This is a genomic window from Gemmata sp. (assembly GCF_051859125.1).
GTDB lineage: Bacteria > Planctomycetota > Planctomycetia > Gemmatales > Gemmataceae > Gemmata.
On record NZ_JBHYGG010000074.1, the window covers coordinates 1 to 16301 of the forward strand.

At 68.7% G+C, this 16301-nt stretch carries 16 protein-coding genes; 4 read left to right on the forward strand and 12 right to left on the reverse strand.

Features of this window, described 5'->3' with window-relative positions:
• Window positions 1–93: 93 nt before the first annotated feature.
• A complete protein-coding gene (locus tag ACTIGN_RS08690) occupies window positions 94–876 on the reverse strand; it encodes an ABC transporter permease (RefSeq protein WP_439622844.1) in 783 nt (260 codons plus the stop codon).
• 107 nt (window positions 877–983) lie between these two features.
• Entirely contained in the window at window positions 984–1982 is a 999-nt protein-coding gene (locus ACTIGN_RS08695; protein ID WP_439622846.1) for an ATP-binding cassette domain-containing protein, read from the reverse strand.
• Window positions 1983–2367: 385 nt separating this feature from the next.
• On the opposite strand from ACTIGN_RS08695, the gene ACTIGN_RS08700 reads away from it, so the two are divergent.
• Window positions 2368–3216, forward strand: coding sequence for a methyltransferase domain-containing protein (locus ACTIGN_RS08700; protein WP_439622848.1), 849 nt, complete (start codon window positions 2368–2370; stop codon window positions 3214–3216).
• A gap of 199 nt (window positions 3217–3415) precedes the next feature.
• Here the strand turns inward: ACTIGN_RS08700 and ACTIGN_RS08705 are convergent, their stop codons facing one another.
• Both ACTIGN_RS08705 and ACTIGN_RS08710 read right to left on the reverse strand, forming a co-directional pair.
• On the reverse strand, window positions 3416–4633 hold the full coding sequence (locus tag ACTIGN_RS08705; RefSeq protein ID WP_439622850.1) for an MFS transporter: 1218 nt from the start codon (window positions 4631–4633) through the stop codon (window positions 3416–3418).
• Between the two features lie 158 nt (window positions 4634–4791).
• Window positions 4792–5556, reverse strand: coding sequence for a creatininase family protein (locus tag ACTIGN_RS08710; protein ID WP_439622852.1), 765 nt, complete (start codon window positions 5554–5556; stop codon window positions 4792–4794).
• A 117-nt stretch (window positions 5557–5673) separates the two neighbouring features.
• On the opposite strand from ACTIGN_RS08710, the gene ACTIGN_RS08715 reads away from it, so the two are divergent.
• Window positions 5674–5913 (forward strand): type II toxin-antitoxin system HicB family antitoxin, encoded by a 240-nt coding sequence (locus ACTIGN_RS08715; RefSeq protein ID WP_439622854.1) that lies wholly within the window; start codon window positions 5674–5676, stop codon window positions 5911–5913.
• A 7-nt stretch (window positions 5914–5920) separates the two neighbouring features.
• On the opposite strand, the gene ACTIGN_RS08720 is transcribed toward ACTIGN_RS08715, so the two are convergent.
• From ACTIGN_RS08720 to ACTIGN_RS08750, 7 genes are all read right to left on the reverse strand, one after another.
• Window positions 5921–6577: a hypothetical protein gene (locus ACTIGN_RS08720; RefSeq protein ID WP_439622856.1), complete on the reverse strand. Its 657-nt coding sequence runs from the start codon at window positions 6575–6577 to the stop codon at window positions 5921–5923.
• 13 nt (window positions 6578–6590) lie between these two features.
• Window positions 6591–7055, reverse strand: coding sequence for a hypothetical protein (locus ACTIGN_RS08725; protein WP_439622858.1), 465 nt, complete (start codon window positions 7053–7055; stop codon window positions 6591–6593).
• A 30-nt stretch (window positions 7056–7085) separates the two neighbouring features.
• Window positions 7086–7514 carry a hypothetical protein gene (locus tag ACTIGN_RS08730; protein ID WP_439622860.1) on the reverse strand — a complete coding sequence of 143 codons (429 nt, stop codon included), beginning with the start codon at window positions 7512–7514 and terminating at the stop codon, window positions 7086–7088.
• Window positions 7515–7537: 23 nt separating this feature from the next.
• Window positions 7538–7963: a hypothetical protein gene (locus ACTIGN_RS08735; RefSeq protein WP_439622862.1), complete on the reverse strand. Its 426-nt coding sequence runs from the start codon at window positions 7961–7963 to the stop codon at window positions 7538–7540.
• Window positions 7960–8769 carry a TIGR04255 family protein gene (locus tag ACTIGN_RS08740; protein ID WP_439622864.1) on the reverse strand — a complete coding sequence of 270 codons (810 nt, stop codon included), beginning with the start codon at window positions 8767–8769 and terminating at the stop codon, window positions 7960–7962. The genes ACTIGN_RS08735 and ACTIGN_RS08740 overlap by 4 nt, the downstream gene beginning before the upstream one ends.
• A 72-nt stretch (window positions 8770–8841) precedes the next feature.
• Window positions 8842–10785 carry a biosynthetic arginine decarboxylase gene (speA, locus tag ACTIGN_RS08745; RefSeq protein ID WP_439622866.1) on the reverse strand — a complete coding sequence of 648 codons (1944 nt, stop codon included), beginning with the start codon at window positions 10783–10785 and terminating at the stop codon, window positions 8842–8844.
• 136 nt (window positions 10786–10921) lie between these two features.
• Complete coding sequence (locus tag ACTIGN_RS08750; protein WP_439622868.1) at window positions 10922–12382, reverse strand: selenium-binding protein SBP56-related protein; 1461 nt, start codon at window positions 12380–12382, stop codon at window positions 10922–10924.
• A 286-nt stretch (window positions 12383–12668) separates the two neighbouring features.
• Between ACTIGN_RS08750 and ACTIGN_RS08755 the strand changes: the two genes are divergently transcribed.
• Both ACTIGN_RS08755 and ACTIGN_RS08760 read left to right on the forward strand, forming a co-directional pair.
• Complete coding sequence (locus tag ACTIGN_RS08755) at window positions 12669–13358, forward strand: DUF4058 family protein (protein WP_439622870.1); 690 nt, start codon at window positions 12669–12671, stop codon at window positions 13356–13358.
• 180 nt (window positions 13359–13538) lie between these two features.
• Window positions 13539–14678, forward strand: coding sequence for an HD domain-containing phosphohydrolase (locus tag ACTIGN_RS08760; protein ID WP_439622872.1), 1140 nt, complete (start codon window positions 13539–13541; stop codon window positions 14676–14678).
• 393 nt (window positions 14679–15071) lie between these two features.
• Here ACTIGN_RS08760 and ACTIGN_RS08765 read toward each other — a convergent pair whose 3' ends face one another.
• Entirely contained in the window at window positions 15072–16094 is a 1023-nt protein-coding gene (locus ACTIGN_RS08765; protein WP_439622874.1) for a PmoA family protein, read from the reverse strand.
• Window positions 16095–16301: the final 207 nt, after the last annotated feature.

Here is a 16301-nt window from a genome sequence, read left to right on the forward strand (position 1 = left end):
AGGGCGGCCCCTACAAACCAAGAGCTGATGTCGGGTAGGGGCCGCCCTCCGTGGCGGCCCGCGCGGGGCGATCAATTCAACCCATGCGTGGTATCACACGTCGCTCTTGCTGAACCCCATCAGACCGAGCGCGCCGGCCCCGAGCGACAGCACAGCCGAGCCGATGACGAGGTTCGCCAGCACCAGCTCGTTGAACTGGCCCCGCAGCACGAACTTCAGCCGGGCGAGTTCGCGGTCCGGGCTGGGCCACGGCTCGGGCATCAGCGTCAGCAGGAACCCGACGCCGTACAGCACCAGCCAGAACACGGTGATGCCGAGCACCGGGCCGTTGGTCAGCGAGCCGATCACCACGCCCCACGTCACGATCACGCACAGCGCCGCGGCGACCGCGAGCACCGCCGCGAGCCCGCCCGTGAGGCTGAGGTCCGATTCGGCGTCCGACTTGAACAGGAAGTAGCCCGCGATCAGGATGCCGGCGGCCAGCACCGCGAACGTGGACACGACCACGACGAGCCGCGCGTGCCACTTCGCCAGGAAGTACTGGTAGCGACTGATGCCGCGGGACAGGATCGAGTCGGCGAGGGTGCCGCGCTCCCCGCCGACGGCCGAGACCGCGAGCACCACGACGAGCGCGAGGCCGCCGACCACCATGAGCCGGAACAGGTCGCCGCACTGGACGGCCGCGGACTGCACCATGCCCGCTTCCTGGTGCAGCCCGACGCGGTACAGCAGGAACGCGCCGGCCGCGAACACGGTCATGATGACCCACAGGCGGTACACCCAGCTCCGGGACGTCTGGCGCAGGTCGGTCTGGAACACCGCCCAGTACGGCAGGAACTTGTTGAACCGCAGGGTGACCACCGGGGGCGTGTCCATGCTTCACCAGTCATCAGGTCACGGGTCGTCACGTCATCAAGTCCCGGCACCGGTCCGCAGGCCGGTCCGACCTGACGACCCGATGACGTGACGACTTGCTGACGCCGTCAGGCCGCTTCCGCGTACAGCCGGGCGAACCCGCGCTGCTCTTCCTTCTCCACCAGGTCGAGGTACGCCTGCTCGGTCTGCATGCCGACGCTCCGCACCGTGATGAGCGTGACCTTGTGCTCGGCCAGCACCTGGAACATCTGGGCCAGCAGCGCGGCGTTCGGGGTCTCCTCGCCGAGCTTCACCTCCATGCGGCGGTGGCGGAGCTGCACCTGGGTGAAGTCCTTCAGCGCCCGCAGGATGCCGACGACCTTGGTGATCGCCTTCTGCTCGCCGTCGAGGTCGAGTTCGTAGTGGTTCTTGCGGATGCGGCCCTTCAGGTCCTGCAGCGAGCCGTGGAAGATCATCTGCCCCTTGTTGAGCACGCAGGCGTGGTTGCACACCTCGTCCACGTCGCTCAGGTTGTGGCTGCTGAGGATCAGCGTCTTGTCGGCCGCGAGCCGCTTGATGAGTTCGAGCATCGAGCGTCGGGCCTCGATGTCGAGCCCGTGGGTCGGCTCGTCCCAGATGAGCAGGTCGGGCTCGTTGATGAGGCTCGCCGCGACCGCGAGCCGCGCGGTCATCCCGGGCGTGAAGTGCGTCAGCGAGTGGCCCGAGTGCGCGAGCAGGTCGACGGCCCGGATCAGCGTCGCGAGCTTCGGCTTGCGGACGTCGGCGGGCAGGCCGAACAGCCGGGCGATGTAGTCGAGGTACGTGATCGGGGTCATGCCGCGTGGGAACTGCGGGTTCGTGGGGATGTACCCGATGCGGCGGCGCAGGTCGGCCGCGTTCGGGTGCATCACCTTGCCGAACACCTTTGCCCAGCCCGCGGTGGGGCGGTGCAGCCCGAGGATGAGCCGCAGGAACGTGGTCTTGCCGGCCCCGTTGGGGCCGAGGAGCCCGAGGACGCACCCCGGCTCGATGGTCAGCGACACGTCGTTCAGCGCGATCTGCCGGTTCTGGTAGATCTTGGTGAGGTGCGCCGTTTCGACGATGAGTTCGGTACGGTCGCCGGCCACGGGTGTCCCCTCCCCAGTCTTACGCCGCCCGCAATACCCACGGCGGCTTACCGAGTCTACGGCAGTTTGTCACGGCGGCGTGCCTGTGGGATTTGGGCGAGCGGGGGACGTGAGTCCCCCGGTGCATGAGGATCGCGGTTCTACCGGGGGACTCACGCCCCCCGCTCACCAAGAGGCCCAACACAACAGGCACCCCCTTCTCACGGCCGCCCCAGTGCGGAGGCGGGTGTGGGGAACCATCGGGCACGGGCTGGGGCACGTTTCTTTGGCGAACCCTGAGCGCCAGCGAGGGGGTGCGCCTCACCCCCTCGCTGGCGCTCAGGGTTCGCCCGGCGGCGGTTCACCCTTCGGGCACTTCAGCGAGGCATGCCGTATACCAACCTGCATGATCACCCCGCACCGTCCGCTCGCCGCCGGCGTCGTCGCCGACCACTACCAGGAACTCGACCGCCTGTACCGCGAGGTGTGGGGCGAGCACGTCCACCACGGGCTGTGGCGGACCGGCCGCGAGTCGCCGCTCCAAGCCGTCGAGCAGCTCACGGCCTTCGTCGCGGAGCAGGCCGGCGTCCGGCCGGGCGACCGCGTGTGCGACATCGGCTCGGGGTACGGCGCGAGCGCGCGGCTCGTCGTGAAGTGGTTCGACGCGGCGGTCACGGCGCTCACCATCGTCCCGGCGCAGCAGGCGTTCGCCGAGGCGACGAACCCCGGCGCCACGAACCCGCGCTACCTCCTGCGCGACTGGCTCGAAAACGACCTGCCGGCCGGGTCGTTCGACGCCGCGTACGCGATCGAGAGCACCGAGCACATGCTCGACAAGGCGCGGGCGTTCTCCGAGGCGTTTCGCGTTTTGAAGCCGGGCGGGCGCTTCGCGATCTGCGCGTGGATCGCCGCCGAGCGCGCGAAGCCGTGGGAGAAGCGCAACCTGCTCGAACCGATCTGCCGCGAGGGCCGCCTCCCGGGCATGGGCACCGAGACCGACTACCGCGAGTTGCTGGCGGCCGCGGGGTTCGAGGTCGAGGCGGCGGCGGACGTCAGCCGCGAGGTGCGCGACACGTGGGCCATCTGCGTGCGTCGGGCGATCGGCCGGTTCTTCACTGATCCCGCCGGCCGAGCGTACCTGTTGAGCACCGCGAGCCGCAACAGCATCTTCGCGGTCACGCTGGTCCGCATCTGGGTGGCGTACCGCACCGGCGCGATGCGGTACCTCGTGTTCCGGGCGCGGCGGCCGGGGTGAGTTTCGATTTACGATTGACAGCCCCATGCCCGGTCGGAGTCGTTCGCCTCACGCGGGCCGCCACGGAGGGCGGCCCCTACGAACCAAATGCGAACCGTCTGGTAGGGGCCGCCCTCCGCGGCGGCCCGCCCATCACTTTCGCGTTTCCCGGTCGGATCTCGACAGGGAGCACCTTGGTCTTCAACTCGAAGCCCGAACCTCACCGACGCCACAGTACAACGAGCGCAATCAGCCCCGGGAGCGGGGCGAGGCCGGCGAGGACGAACCCGGCGTCGTAGCTGCCCGTCGCCTGGATGTGCGCGCCCATCCGTTCCTGCACGCCGCCCACCACGAACCACGCGACCGCCGCGAGGGACCCGGACAGGAACGCCATCTGCTTCGCCGGGAGCTCCTGCGCGAGCGCGTAGTAGCACGGGTGCAGCCCGAGGATGCCGGCCCCGGCCAGCACGACGAGCGCGACGGTCGCCCACCCGCCGACGAGCGGCGCGACGGCCGCGGCCGCGGTGACCGCCGTGAAGAGCGCGTACCCGAGCACGCGCGCCGAGTGCACGTCGCGGCCGCGGGCCACGAGCCACCGCACGAACAGCCCGAACGCGAAGCACCCGAGTTCGGCCGAGACGTAGTACGCGGGGACGACGAGGTCGGTCGCGTCGGCCGAGAACCCCTGCGACTCCCGCAGGTACTTCGGCAGCCACTCGCGGACGAACTGCCAGCTCACGTTCAGCCCGACGACGATCACGAACAGTGTGGCGCACACCCCGAGGAACCGGCCCCAGTTGAAAGTGGTGGGCGAGCCGGGCGCGTCCGCGACCGGAGCCTCTGTCTCGACCATTCGGTCGAGGTCGCCGCGGCGCACGAGCACCAGCCACGCCGGCACCCACAGCAGGCCGATGCCGCCGATGGTCCAGAACGCGACCTCCCACCCGCCGCCGAGGTGCCGCACGGCCGCGATGTACAGCGGCACGAGGACCGCGCCGAGCGCGGCCCCGCTCTGGAGCAGCCCGTTACCGAGCGGCCGGTCCTTTGCCGTGAGGATCTGCCGGGCGGTGAGCAGCGCGCACGGCCAGTGCCCCGCCTCGAAGAAGCCGAGGAGCGTCCGGCAGTAGAGCAGCCATAGGTACGGGCCGCTCGCCGGGTCGCCCGGGGGCGCGGCCAGCGAAGCGTACCGCGGGTCGGCCATCAAAGGTGTCGCGAGGCCGGCCGCCGACCAGCCGACGAGGACGACGGGGTAGAGCGCCCGCGGGCCGACGCGGTCGGCGACGAGGCCGAAGAAGATCGACCCGGCCGCGAACGCCCACGCGAAGTTCCGGCCGACCTTCCCGTACCGCGCGTTGTCGAGGCCGTAGGCGTCCTTCAGTTCGGTGGCGATCTGCGGCAGCACCTGCCGGTCCATGTAGTTCAAGAGCGTCGCGAACATCAGCGCGCCGCACACCCACCAGCGCCAGGGAGATTGCGGGTGGGGGATTGGGGATGGGAAGTTGGAGATTGGATGGTCGGTCGATGCCATGTTGAGCCGGTCGCAGGTGGGTTTGGTCGGTCCGTCCAATCTCCAACTTCCAACCTCCGATCACCGAACTAGAAGTCCCAGGACACCCCGTCCCACGCGGCGACGCGCTCCAGGTACGAGGCGACGCCGGCGGCGAAGTACGCGAACAGCGCCTCGCCCTTCTCCGCGGTCGCGGCGGCCGGCGTGCCGATGTGCCCCGGCCCGCTGCGGTCCGGCATCACCCACGCCCGGTAGCCCGGCGCGAACCCCTTGCCGAACGGCACCTCGGGCACCGCCGCGGGGTCGCCCGAGACGAGGTGCGGGGCGAGCCGCAGCACCATCGACGTCTCCCACTCGCAGGCGTGGCCCATCTGCGTCTGCACGAGGCCGGGGATGTCCGTCGGCGGGCCGCCGCGCGAGTCCCAGTAGGTGAGCGAGAGCAGGAGCAAGTCTCGGCGGTCGCGCAGGTCCTGCTTCAGTTCGAACAGCGCCTGCTGGCTCGGCACCGTGTTGCCGCCGTGGCCGTTCACGAACACGAGGCGCGTGAACCCGTACCCGATGAAGCACCGGGCGAGGTCCTTGATGAGGTCGAGGTACACGCGGGGCGAGGCCGAGAGCGTGCCGGGGAAGTCGACGTGGTGGTGCGAGTTCCCGAGCCACTGCATCGGTGCGAACAGGCAGTTCGCGCCGACCGGCGCCTGCTTCACGCGCCGCACGACCTCGCCGCACAGGAGCGAGTCGGTGAACACCGGCATGTGCCGGCCGTGCTGTTCGAGTGCGGCGATCGGGAAGACCACGGGAGTTGTCTTCGGCAGCGAATCGACGGCGGGCCACGCGAGGTCGGCGAGTTCCATTGCGGCGGGTTCCGGCGAGGGGTTACGCGGTGGGTCCGGGTCAGTGTACCGGTGCGGGGCGGCTTGTGTCGCGGCAGAACTGCGAGTAAGGATGGAGCGAGCTACCGGAGGGTGACATTGGCGAAGAAAGCGACGAAGTACACGGCGACGGACGGGGAGCTATTCCTGGAGTTGAAGGTGGTGCGCCCCCGCCGCGATACGGTGTCATCGCCGTTCATCCCCGGATGGTCCGCGCCCGCGAAGAGCCTCCCCGAAGCCTTTCAACTCGCTCAGGCGGCCACGACCGCAAAGGTTCAGGAAGGGGCAGGGGAAAACGTCCCGGTCAAGAAGACGCGATCAACGAAGAGCAAGCGGTAAGCACCCCTCACCTCGCCCGGTTGCGCTCCAGCCACTCGGCGGGCGAGTCGGCGTCCTGCTCGCTCGCCACCTCCTTCGCGATCTTCGCCTGGGCCTGTTCGATCCGCCGGCCGACGATCGCGCTGTCGATCGACTCCGACTCCTTCATCCCCAGGTTCCGCAGCACGTTCGTCACCCACTCGCCGGCGAACAGCGCCATCAGCGGGTCGCCCATCGAGATGTGGTACTCGACCGCCGCCCGGCTCCCGAGCCCGCCCGCGAACCGCGCGACGTGCTCGTCGTGCGCGCGCAGCAGGTGCCGCTCCAGCACGACCACCGGCAGCGAGCTGAGCGGGGCGGTGTCGGGCGGCGGGAACTCGTCGGGCTTCAGGTTCCGCACCAGCCCGAACAGCACCCGCGGCGGGCCGCTCGCGAGCTTGAGCGCGGCCGCGGGGGTCAGTTCCGACGGGACCGCGAGGTGCGGCCACCCGCGGCCGAGGAGCTGCTCGCCGAACGCCGCCAGCGTCGCCGGGAACTGCGCCAGCACGAGGACCGACCGGCCCGCGGTGAGGTGCGCCCCGATCGCGGCGGCCGCGCCGCGCCACCGGGCCGCGTCCGTGAGCCAGATCACGTCGCGGCTCGCGACCCGCTGCGGCGCGCCGAACAGCCAACGGAACAGGCCCATGGGTGTGTTCCGATCAGGGGGCGCGCTCGGCGGCCTTGCGGTCGGCGAGGGCGCGGCGGGCGAACGACTTGAGGTAGTCTAGCTGCGCGTCGGTGAGCACGCCGGCCGGGACCAGGAGCGTCGAGTTGTCGCGGTGCAGGACGGTCCACCCGTCGCCGGAGCGGAACACCTGGATGACGCCGGCGAGCGGCAGGCTCCGGCGCTCGCCGCCGCACTGCACCCAGAGGGTGAACTCGTCCACCGTGAGTTCGACGGGCTCCCGGGGCCGCGCGGCGAGGTCGAAGAGCAGGCGGAACAGCCCGCGGTAGAAGATGACGGGCGGCAGGAACAACAAGAGGAACCATGGGGTGACGGCGGCCGAGAGGTAGGTGCCGCCGATGCCGAACCCGAGGCTCCCGGCCAGCGCCGGCAGCCACGGCAGGAGTTCGCCGGCCCGCTGCCGCCGGCCCAGGGTGTACGCGACGTGGAAGGGGACCACCGTTCAGCGCCCTCTGCGATTCAGGAGCACTTACGAAGAGGGGCGGAGTACGATGTTCTCGCTGGCCACCTCCGCGAGACGGAGCTTGGTCGGTGTGAAACTTGCCTTGTTGGCCGCGTAGTTCGTGCTGTTAAGTTCGGGGATCACGACGTGGCCGGCCACCGGTTCAATTGGTTCGGGCCGGGCTGTGAGGCGGAGTTCGAGCAAGAGCGTCATCGGAATTCGGACCAGTCCTTTCATTGCTCGTTTGTCTGGAGCAATAACGTCCAGCGCCTGTTCGGGGGCCACCAGGCACGCTTCGCGAATCAGGCTGAGGCCGGTGGTGTCCGCGTGTTCGCCCTTCACGCGCGGCTCGAAGGCATTTGGGGACACCGGCGGCACCCGCCCCGTGAACTTGTCGAAGTGCACGATCCGGATCAACCACTCGTCCTCAGTGATGGGGTCCGTCTCGGCTTTCATGGGCGAACCCGCTGGCGTCGGGACTATAGTCCGATGACGAAGGCCTCGACTGCGTCCGACCCCTTTTGAACGATGCGGACCTCGGCCCGGCTTGGACCGGTCACCTCGATCTCGCGGTAGGCGTCCGGTAGGTGCCACTCGAAGTAGACGGTGCCGTTCACGCTCGGGACGACACGATCCGCCGGGCGCTCCTGCCGGTCGCGAAGGGCCATCGCCAGGTGCAACGCACCGTCCACCGCACCGGGCGCGGGCGCCTCCGACCCCTCCCCGTCCCAGTCGTCCCTGAGGTTGTGAATGTCCAGCACCGAGTCGATCAGTTTACCCCATGTCGGGAGCAGCGGGGCAGAGTGATCGACCGCCGTAAGGCTGCTCGAGTCGAGCGCCCGGGTGGGGTACGCGTCGAGTCGGGTGAACGCCGTTGCCCCCAGACCAGAAACCGTTGCGCTCATGACTTCTGCCCCCAACGCGCCTTGATCTCGTCGGACGTGACCCGCAGGAACGTTTCGACCGCAACTCTGTGTCCCACGTCCAGACCTTGTCTCAACGATTCTACGCCGCCGCGCCCGATCGGACCGCGGGCCGTCATCTGTAACAGGAGTGATTGGCGGTCGCCGTCGGTGGTTCGCCCGGTCTGCGCCGTGATGTGTAACCGCCCTTGCCGAGGTACGATCTCGAAGCTCCACTCGGCCGATCGCCGCTCAAGGGCGAGCCCGTCGGCCGGTCGAAGTGTCCCGAACAACCCGGGGAGAAAACGCGACCAGTCGTCCAGTGTGTCCCAGTACTCGCCTTGTGGAAACGCATCAACGTAAGTCAGTTCCCACTGGTTGGGGGTCAGTTTACCGACCCCCGACCGGTCCACGAACTCCGCGAACCGAGTGTACGTGTCCTCAAACTGCGAGATCAAGCTTCGGTAGCTCGGATAGAACCCGTCCCGCTTCCGCCAGTTGAGGTGGAACCGGGTCTGTTGCACCTGGATGAGCTGTTGCTGGTCGCGGTGTTCGAGGGTGAACCGGCCGGGCAGCCGGACGGGTTGCAGGCGGAACTGGAACGCGCCGGGGTTCGGACCCTGCCCCGGCTCGAACAACTCGAACTGGTCGTCGAGAGGGGGTGCGTCCGCGGGATTGGCCCACTGGTCGCCCAGCGACTGCCACAACAACCCGTAGTGGCCGGTTGTCAGGTTGGGGAGCGGGGCGAACTGAACTCCGAGAACGAGTTCCACGACCGGCGGGGTCGCGTACTCGGGAAAGCCTGCCATACCCCCCTCCGGCAACGGAACTCTCCACCCCATCGTAACTCGATCCCGCCCCTCCCGCCGCCCCGTTCGGCGTCACGCGCTCGGCTCTTCGAGGTACGTGTAGCCCTCCAGGCCGTTCTCGTAGAACTTCAGGAAGTGCTTGGCCTCGGCGGCGGTGATCTTCCCGTGCCGCACGGCCTTCTCCACGTCCTTCCGCATCCGGTCGGTCAGCTTCTCGGCGCTGTACTGCACGTAGTTCAGCACCTCGGTCACCGTGTCCCCCTTCACCACCGAGTCGATCGACGGGGTGCCGTCGTCCTCCAGGGTGACGTGGACCGCGTTCGTGTCGCCGAACAGGTTGTGCAGGTCGCCCAGGATCTCCTGGTACGCGCCGAGCAGGAACCCGCCGATGTAGTACGGCTCGGCCCCGTCGTACGGGTGCAGCTCCAGCGTGTTCCGCACGTCCCGCAGGTCGATGAACTGGTCCACCTTGCCGTCCGAGTCGCACGTGATGTCGCCCAGCACGGCCCGGCGGGTCGGGGCCTCGGTGAGCCGGTGGATCGGCATGAGCGGGAACAACTGCTTGATGGCCCACGAGTCGGGCATGCTCTGGAACAGCGAGAAGTTGCAGAAGTACGTGTCGGAGAGCATCGCGTCGAGGCCGCTCAGCTCCTCGGGCACGTAGTCCATGTCGCGGACCATCCGCTGCAGCTTGCGGCCGAACGCCCAGAACAGCCGCTCGGCCAGGGCCCGCAGCTCGATGCTCAGGTGCCCCAGGTTGAACAGCGTGAGCGTCTTCTCCATCTGCTCGACCGCGTCGTGGTACACCTCCAGGAAGTTCTTCTTGTTCAGCTCCTTGTAGTTGCTGAACAGCTCCTTCACCGGCTCCGGGGCGTCGTCGGGGAGGCTCTCCGGGGCGGTGCACTTGTCGAAGTCGGACGTGCCCAGCACGTCGAACACCAGGACCGAGTGGTACGCGACCGTGGCCCGGCCGCTCTCGGAGATGATCGCCGGGTGCGGCACGCCCGCCTCGTCGCACACCTGCTTGATGCGGTACACGACGTCGTTGGCGTACTCCTGGAGCGTGTAGTTGGTGCTGCTCTCGAACGCGGTCTGCGAGCCGTCGTAGTCGATCCCCAGGCCGCCGCCCACGTCGATGTACTTGAGGTTCGCGCCGAGCCGGTACAGCTCGACGAACACCCGGCCGGCCTCGGTCAGCGCGTCCTTCACCTTGCGGATATCGGACACCTGCGAGCCCATGTGGAAGTGCGTCATCTGGAGGCAGTCGCCGAGCCCCTTGCTCTCCAGGTACTTGTGCGCCTCCAGCACCTCGGTGAGGGTGAGCCCGAACTTGGACCGGTACCCCGCGGACCCCCGCCACCGGCCGCTCCCGCGGCTCGCGAGCTTGACCCGCACCCCGATCGGCTGGCGGACCCCCAGCTCCTCCATGTACTTGACGAGCAGTTCCAGCTCGGTGAACTTCTCGACCACCGGGATGATGTTCTTGCCGATCTTCTTGGCGAACACCACCATCTTGATGAACTCGTCGTCCTTGAACCCGTTGCAGATGATGGGGGTCTCGCCGGTGCCGTTGGTCAGCGCCAGCACCGCGAGCAGCTCCGGCTTGCTGCCGGCCTCCAGGCCGAACCCGTGCTTCTTGCCGTACTCCAGCACCTCCTCGACGACGTGCCGCTGCTGGTTCACCTTGATCGGGTACACGCAGTGGTACTTGCCGGTGTACCCGTACTCGGTCATGGACTTGTGGAACGCGCCGGCGATCTCGCCGATGCGGTGCTCGAGGATGCCGCTGAACCGGAGGAGCAGCGGGGGCTGGACCCCGCGGGTGCGGATCTGGTCGACCAGGTCCTTGAGGTCGATGGACCGGTCGGGGTCCTTGTCCGGGTGGACGGTGACGTGCCCGCTCTTGTTGATGCCGAAGTACCCCTTGCCCCAGTTCTTGACGCCGTAGGTCTCGAAGGCGTCGTGCAGCTTCCAGGCGGCGTGCGACTCGGCGTTGCGGTCGAGGGTCTTGGCCATCAAATGAGCCTTTGCCACAAGGGGTGAGAGCGCGCGGGGCGGACCAGCTCCTCATGATACGCCGCGGGTCGGTGAGTGCAACGCCGAACGCCCGCCGGGCGGCGGGCGCGGGAGGGGTAGCTGGCTCGGGACCGGGTCACACGAAGATGTCGCTGGTGCAGTCGCCAGTGTCGAGGTGCATCTCGCGGGCGCGGCTCGGGTACGCCCCGTTGCCAAACTCCCGCCCGAAGTGGACGAAGAACTTCTCGTTGAGGGTGAGCCCGCCCTTCTGCGTGTCGCAGTCGAGTTGTACCATCCACGACCCGCGCTCGGCCATCTCGGGGTAGAACTGGTTGTCCCAGGCGCTGAAGAACGAGTTGGTCACGTACAGCCGCTTCCCGTCGAGGGACAGTTGCAGCGACTGAGGGCCGCCCCACAGCTTCTTGTCGCCGTGCTTCACGCCCTTGCCGAGCACCCCGCCGAGGAAGATCTGCCCGGTCAGCTTGGGCTTACCCCGTTCGGAAATGTCGTACTGGCGGACATCACCGTGCAGCCAGTTCGACAGGTACAGGAACTTGTCGTCCATCGAGATGACCAGGTCGGTCGTCATCGCCCGGATGTCCCGCCCGTCCACCTTCACCGGCTCCACCTCGATGACCTTGAGAGCGCGGTAGTGGGGAAGTATGCCATTGAGCCCGTCTACGATGAGCCACACTGTGCCGCTGATGACCGCGCCCACATAGCCTTGTGGGAGTTTGGGGTTGTGGAGGAACCGGACTGGAAGCGTCCCATGCCCATTCTCGAGTGCAAGGATATCCGGCTCGGCAGAGGGATCGTTCCACTTCCAGACCTGCACGCTCGATGGGTATTGGCCGAACCCGTTCTTGCCTTCAAGCGCGCGGGGGTCGAAGCCCTTCATGAACGTCATCGGGGTGGCGAACATGGTGGACACCAGCACCGGATGCTTAACGCCGGTCTGATACCAGAAGTCCATGTACGGACGCGTGGCGTCCGTCGTGTCCCATCGCTTCTTGATCTTGAAATCTGCGTCGAGCAAGCACAGCCCCGGACCCTTCGGGAGCGTTCTTCGGTCGAGGTACGACTGGTGACCGATGGTTGAGACCAAAATGTCGCCGGTCGGCAGCGGGCGGACGGTGCTCGGCACCGTACACCCGGTCTCGTCGAGGATCGTCGTCGGCTCGATCGTCTTGTGCATCCACAACCGTTCCGGCACTTCGACGTTCACGACGTTGATGCGACCGGACCGCAGCCCCGGGAGGAGCACGTACATCCGGTTCGATGGCGTCTTGTGGGACGACGAGCACACGTTCCATCCGAACCGGAAGACCTCGTCGCCCACGATCGGCATGGCCGCGCGGCTGACGACCTTCGAGTAGTTCGCAGAGTCCGGGTTGACGTCCACCGAGGCGAGGAAGTCGGGCTCCCAGACGTCGGTGCCCGCGTAGCTGCACGCGACGAAGGCGTACTTCTCGGGCTTCGCCTTCATGGCCTCGGCCGGGGACGGATACCCGGGCTTGGCCCGCGGCGGGACCGCGGACGCGGGAACACCGGCCGCGGACGTTGCGGCCGACGCGGCGAGGAACTGACGACGGTCCACGTGCCGACCTCCGGGTCTGCGGTCGAGGAGCGCGGGGCGGACCAGCCTCTCAGGATACGCCGAGGGTTGGTGAGTGCAACGCCGAACGCCCGCCGGGCGGGCCACACCCGCGGCTTCACCGGACATTCTTGTCGGCGTTCCGGCGGCCACCCACTTCCCTTGCGGGCGGCGGGTCCGGTAGAATGCGCGGACGCGAATTGCCACCCCGGGCCGCCGCCTTTCCCTTCGTCGGCACGCCCCCGCCCGACACGGGGCCGCGGGCGCCCGGGAGCCGGAGACACCTTCCATGCCCAGTCCGTTCCCGGGGATGGACCCCTACCTCGAACACCCCAAGCTGTGGCCCGCGTTCCAGCACCAGTTGCTCGCGTGCCTGTACCAGGTGCTGCTCCCCGGCCTCGTCGACCGGTACCGCGCCCGGGTCGGCTCCCGCACGTACGTGTCCGAGGTGCCCCTGTTCACCTCGATCATCCGCGAGGAGTACACCGAGGAGTTCATCGAGATCCGCACCCGGACCGACAGCCGGCTCGTCACGCTCCTCGAGGTGGTGAGCCCGGCCAACAAGACCACCCCCGCGGGCCGGGCCGTGTACCTGGAGAAGCGCAAGGAGGCGGTGGCGCAGCGGGCCGCGGTGGTCGAGGTCGATCTCGTGATGCAGGGGAAGCCGACCCTCACGTACTCCCGCGACGGGCTCCCCGAGTTCGACCACGCCGTGTCGGTGACCCGGTCCGGGGCCGCGGACCGGTACGAGATCTACACCGCGACCGTGCAGAAGCGGCTCCCGAAGTTCAAGCTCCCGCTCGCCGCCGACGACCGGGACGCGCTGCTCGACCTCCAGGCCGCGTTCGCGCGGTCCTACGACCTGGGCGGGTTCGCCGCGGCCGTCGAGTACCGGAACCCGCCGCCGGCCGAGGTGCCGCTGACCGAGGCGCAGCGGGCGTGGATCAACGAGCTGCTGAAGCAGTCTAAGGTGCGGTGACCGTTCGTGCGTTCCGCGCGCCGCCCGTTCGAATTCGGAAGCCGTTTCCCGATAACAACTCCGGCGAATCCGCTTCCCTCCGCGAGCCCCGGGTGTGCTACACTGATCCCTGACCCGGGGGCCGCAGCGAAGCGCTCCCGTTTCCCGAGTGCCCGGGTCGGCCGTTCCGGACCGCTTATCGTGCCTACCGTTGCCCCCACCCCGCGCCCGCCGGTCGACGCCGCCGCCACCCGCGTGCTGATCGTCGACGACCAACCCGACATCCGCCGGCTGTGCCGCGTCGCGCTGCTGTCCGAGGGGTTCACGTGCGACGAGGCCGGGACCGGCCCCGACGCGGTCGCCCTCGCCGCGAAGAACGCCTACGACCTGGTGCTCCTCGACGTGGACCTCCCGGGGTTCAACGGCGAGGAGGTGCTCCGGCTCCTCCGCCAGCGGCCGCTCACGGCGCACCTCAAGGTCGTCATGTTCTCCGGCACCGCGACCGGCGACGAGCTGTCCCGCATCCTGCTCGCCGGGGCCGACGACTTCCTGACCAAGCCGTTCAGCATGGTCCAGCTCCGCGCCCGGGTGAAGGCGTCGCTGCGGCTCAAGGACGCGCAGGACCGCTCCGACGTGCTGAACCGCGAGCTGCTCCAGGTGAACACCGAGCTGGAGCAGGCGCTCGACGACCGCGACGGGGAACTGATCCGCGCCCGCAACGGCCTGGTGCTCGCGCTGGCCAAACTGATCGAGCACCGGTCGGCCGAGACCGGGATGCACCTGATGCGGCTCCAGCGGTACTCGCGGGTGCTCGCCGACGAGGCCGCGCGGCTCCCGGCGTTCTCGGGGATCCTCGACGCGAACTTCATCCGCACCCTGGAGGACTGCGCCCCGCTCCACGACATCGGGAAGGCGGCGCTGCCCGACAACATCCTGAACAAGCCCGGCCCGCTCGACCCGCAGGAGCGGGCCGTGATGCAGACCCACACGACCATCGGGGCCGACACGCTCCGCGAGGTGGCCCGCCGGTACCCGTTCGCGACCAGCTTCCTGCACATGGCGATCGACATCGCGCGGCACCACCACGAGCGGTGGGACGGCACCGGGTACCCGGACCGGCTGACCGGGGACCGGATCCCGCTGTCGGCCCGGCTCCTGGCGATCGCCGACGTGTACGACGCGCTGCGGAGCCGCCGGGTGTACAAGCCGGGGCTCACGCACGCGACGTCGGTGATGACGATGACCGAGGGGTCGCCGGGCCACTTCGACCCGGCCCTGCTCGAAGTGTTCCGCCGCATCTCGGGCGAGTTCGACCGCGTGTTCCGCGAGTTCACCGAGTAGCCGGTTCGCGTCGAGGGCGGGGGACGAGAAGCGATGGCACGCGGATGATGCGGATCAGAGCCGGGATTCCGCACGGATCGGACCGTACCCGGTTCGATGAACGAACCCTTCTCCGATCCTCTTCATCCTGCCGTTGATCCGCTCCATCCGCGTGCCATCGCTTCGCCCCGAGCTACTCCGGTCGCTCACGCTTCCGGCTCGCCACAACGCGATCTTTCATACTGGATCTGTTGGGTTCGTATTGGTCCGAGCCCGAGCGCCGAGCGAGGGTTCACGTGAACCCTCGCTCGGCGCTCGGGCTCGGGCTCGGGCCCGGACCCGGACCCGGACCCGGACCCGGACACGACGGTTACCGATCACGCGGATTCGGTATCACCCCCGTGGCTCGCGGGTTCACTTCTTGAACGCCTCGAACGCCTCGGCGACCTTGCCGGTCTTCGCGTCGCCCGTGTGGGCGTAGACGCCGTACCTCAGCTTCAGCTCGCCGCCCTTCTCGATCTTCACGAGGTCGGTCTTGCCCTTCTGGGAGGGGAACCCGCTGCCGTCGCGGCCGAACGGGTTCGCGCCGTTGAGCCCGTAGGCCCGGACGTGCCAGTACGCCTTCGGGTTGCTGGGGCCGTCGAACACGGCGATGCCGACCGGCTTGCCCCCGACCTTCCCCGAGTAGTCGATCCACGGCGACGGTTCGCCCCAGATCGAGAGGTTGTCTTTCTGTGGGGCGGCCAGCGCCTTGCCGCCGGCGGTCGTCACCGTCGCGCCGTCCTTCGCCGCCGGCCGCAGCTCGTCGTGGACGCGGATGCCGAACGACCCCTCCTTCGTGTCGCCGAACGAGATCGGGCACGCGGTCGCCTTCAGGGTGATGTCGAACACGAACAGCCGGCCCTCCGGCGTCTCGCTGAAGGTGATGACCCGGGTCTCGTCGAGCATCTTGACCCCGTCGGCGGTGAACCACTCGTTCTGCGTCTCGACGCTCACGCCGCCGGGCACCGTCTTCGGCTCGCCGACGCTCTTCACGGTCATCTGCCCGTGCCGCGGCTTGCCGTCCTTGTCCTTCGTCTCGCTCCAGAAGTCCACGCCCTTCCCGTGCTTGTCGGCCGTCTTCGTCTTCAGTTCCATCCCCTCGGGGATCACGTCGCCGTGGCAGAACCAGACCGACTTGTGGTGGACGTGGTCGGTGGTCGCCTCGCCGGGGAGCCCCTTCTCGACGGGCCACCCGCGGGTGACCGGGGTGCCGTCCGGCGCGAGCACCGGGTACAGGAACGGCTTCGGGTGCCTGGGGTCGGTGGCGTACCTCGCGACGACGGTCGGGCCGGACTTGAACTCGATGCCGTCCTTGCCGACGACGGCCGTGACCCCGTCGGCGGCCGCGGCGAGGGCCGGGGCGGTAAGTACGGCGAGTGCGAACAGGCAGCGCATGTGTGGGGCTCCGGGGCGGAGGGGGAGGGGCAGCGACGCGTGTAGTCTCGGCGAGCGGTCCGGGGGTGTCAACCATCAAGGTGGCCCAGGCAAGTGGCTGCTTTAGTGGATTCTTGTTGGGATACGCGGAAGTGGCTGGCGGGCCGCCACGGCGGGCGGGCCCCACCCAAAAGGTGCCGCGGTGTTTTTTTGGGGGCCCCCCCCCGG

Bases quoted from the DNA above. Each gene is read 5' to 3' on its own strand.
- ACTIGN_RS08710 (WP_439622852.1), bottom strand. From the start codon at position 5,556: ATGGAACTCGCCGACCTCGCGTGGCCCGCCGTCGATTCGCTGCCGAAG.
- ACTIGN_RS08690 (WP_439622844.1), bottom strand. From the start codon at position 876: ATGGACACGCCCCCGGTGGTCACCCTGCGGTTCAACAAGTTCCTGCCG.
- ACTIGN_RS08700 (WP_439622848.1), top strand. From the start codon at position 2,368: ATGATCACCCCGCACCGTCCGCTCGCCGCCGGCGTCGTCGCCGACCAC.
- ACTIGN_RS08720 (WP_439622856.1), bottom strand. From the start codon at position 6,577: ATGGGCCTGTTCCGTTGGCTGTTCGGCGCGCCGCAGCGGGTCGCGAGC.
- ACTIGN_RS08755 (WP_439622870.1), top strand. From the start codon at position 12,669: ATGCCCAGTCCGTTCCCGGGGATGGACCCCTACCTCGAACACCCCAAG.
- ACTIGN_RS08740 (WP_439622864.1), bottom strand. From the start codon at position 8,769: ATGGCAGGCTTTCCCGAGTACGCGACCCCGCCGGTCGTGGAACTCGTT.
- ACTIGN_RS08765 (WP_439622874.1), bottom strand. From the start codon at position 16,094: ATGCGCTGCCTGTTCGCACTCGCCGTACTTACCGCCCCGGCCCTCGCC.
- ACTIGN_RS08730 (WP_439622860.1), bottom strand. From the start codon at position 7,514: ATGAAAGCCGAGACGGACCCCATCACTGAGGACGAGTGGTTGATCCGG.
- ACTIGN_RS08705 (WP_439622850.1), bottom strand. From the start codon at position 4,633: ATGTTCGCGACGCTCTTGAACTACATGGACCGGCAGGTGCTGCCGCAG.
- speA (WP_439622866.1), bottom strand. From the start codon at position 10,785: ATGGCCAAGACCCTCGACCGCAACGCCGAGTCGCACGCCGCCTGGAAG.
- ACTIGN_RS08735 (WP_439622862.1), bottom strand. From the start codon at position 7,963: ATGAGCGCAACGGTTTCTGGTCTGGGGGCAACGGCGTTCACCCGACTC.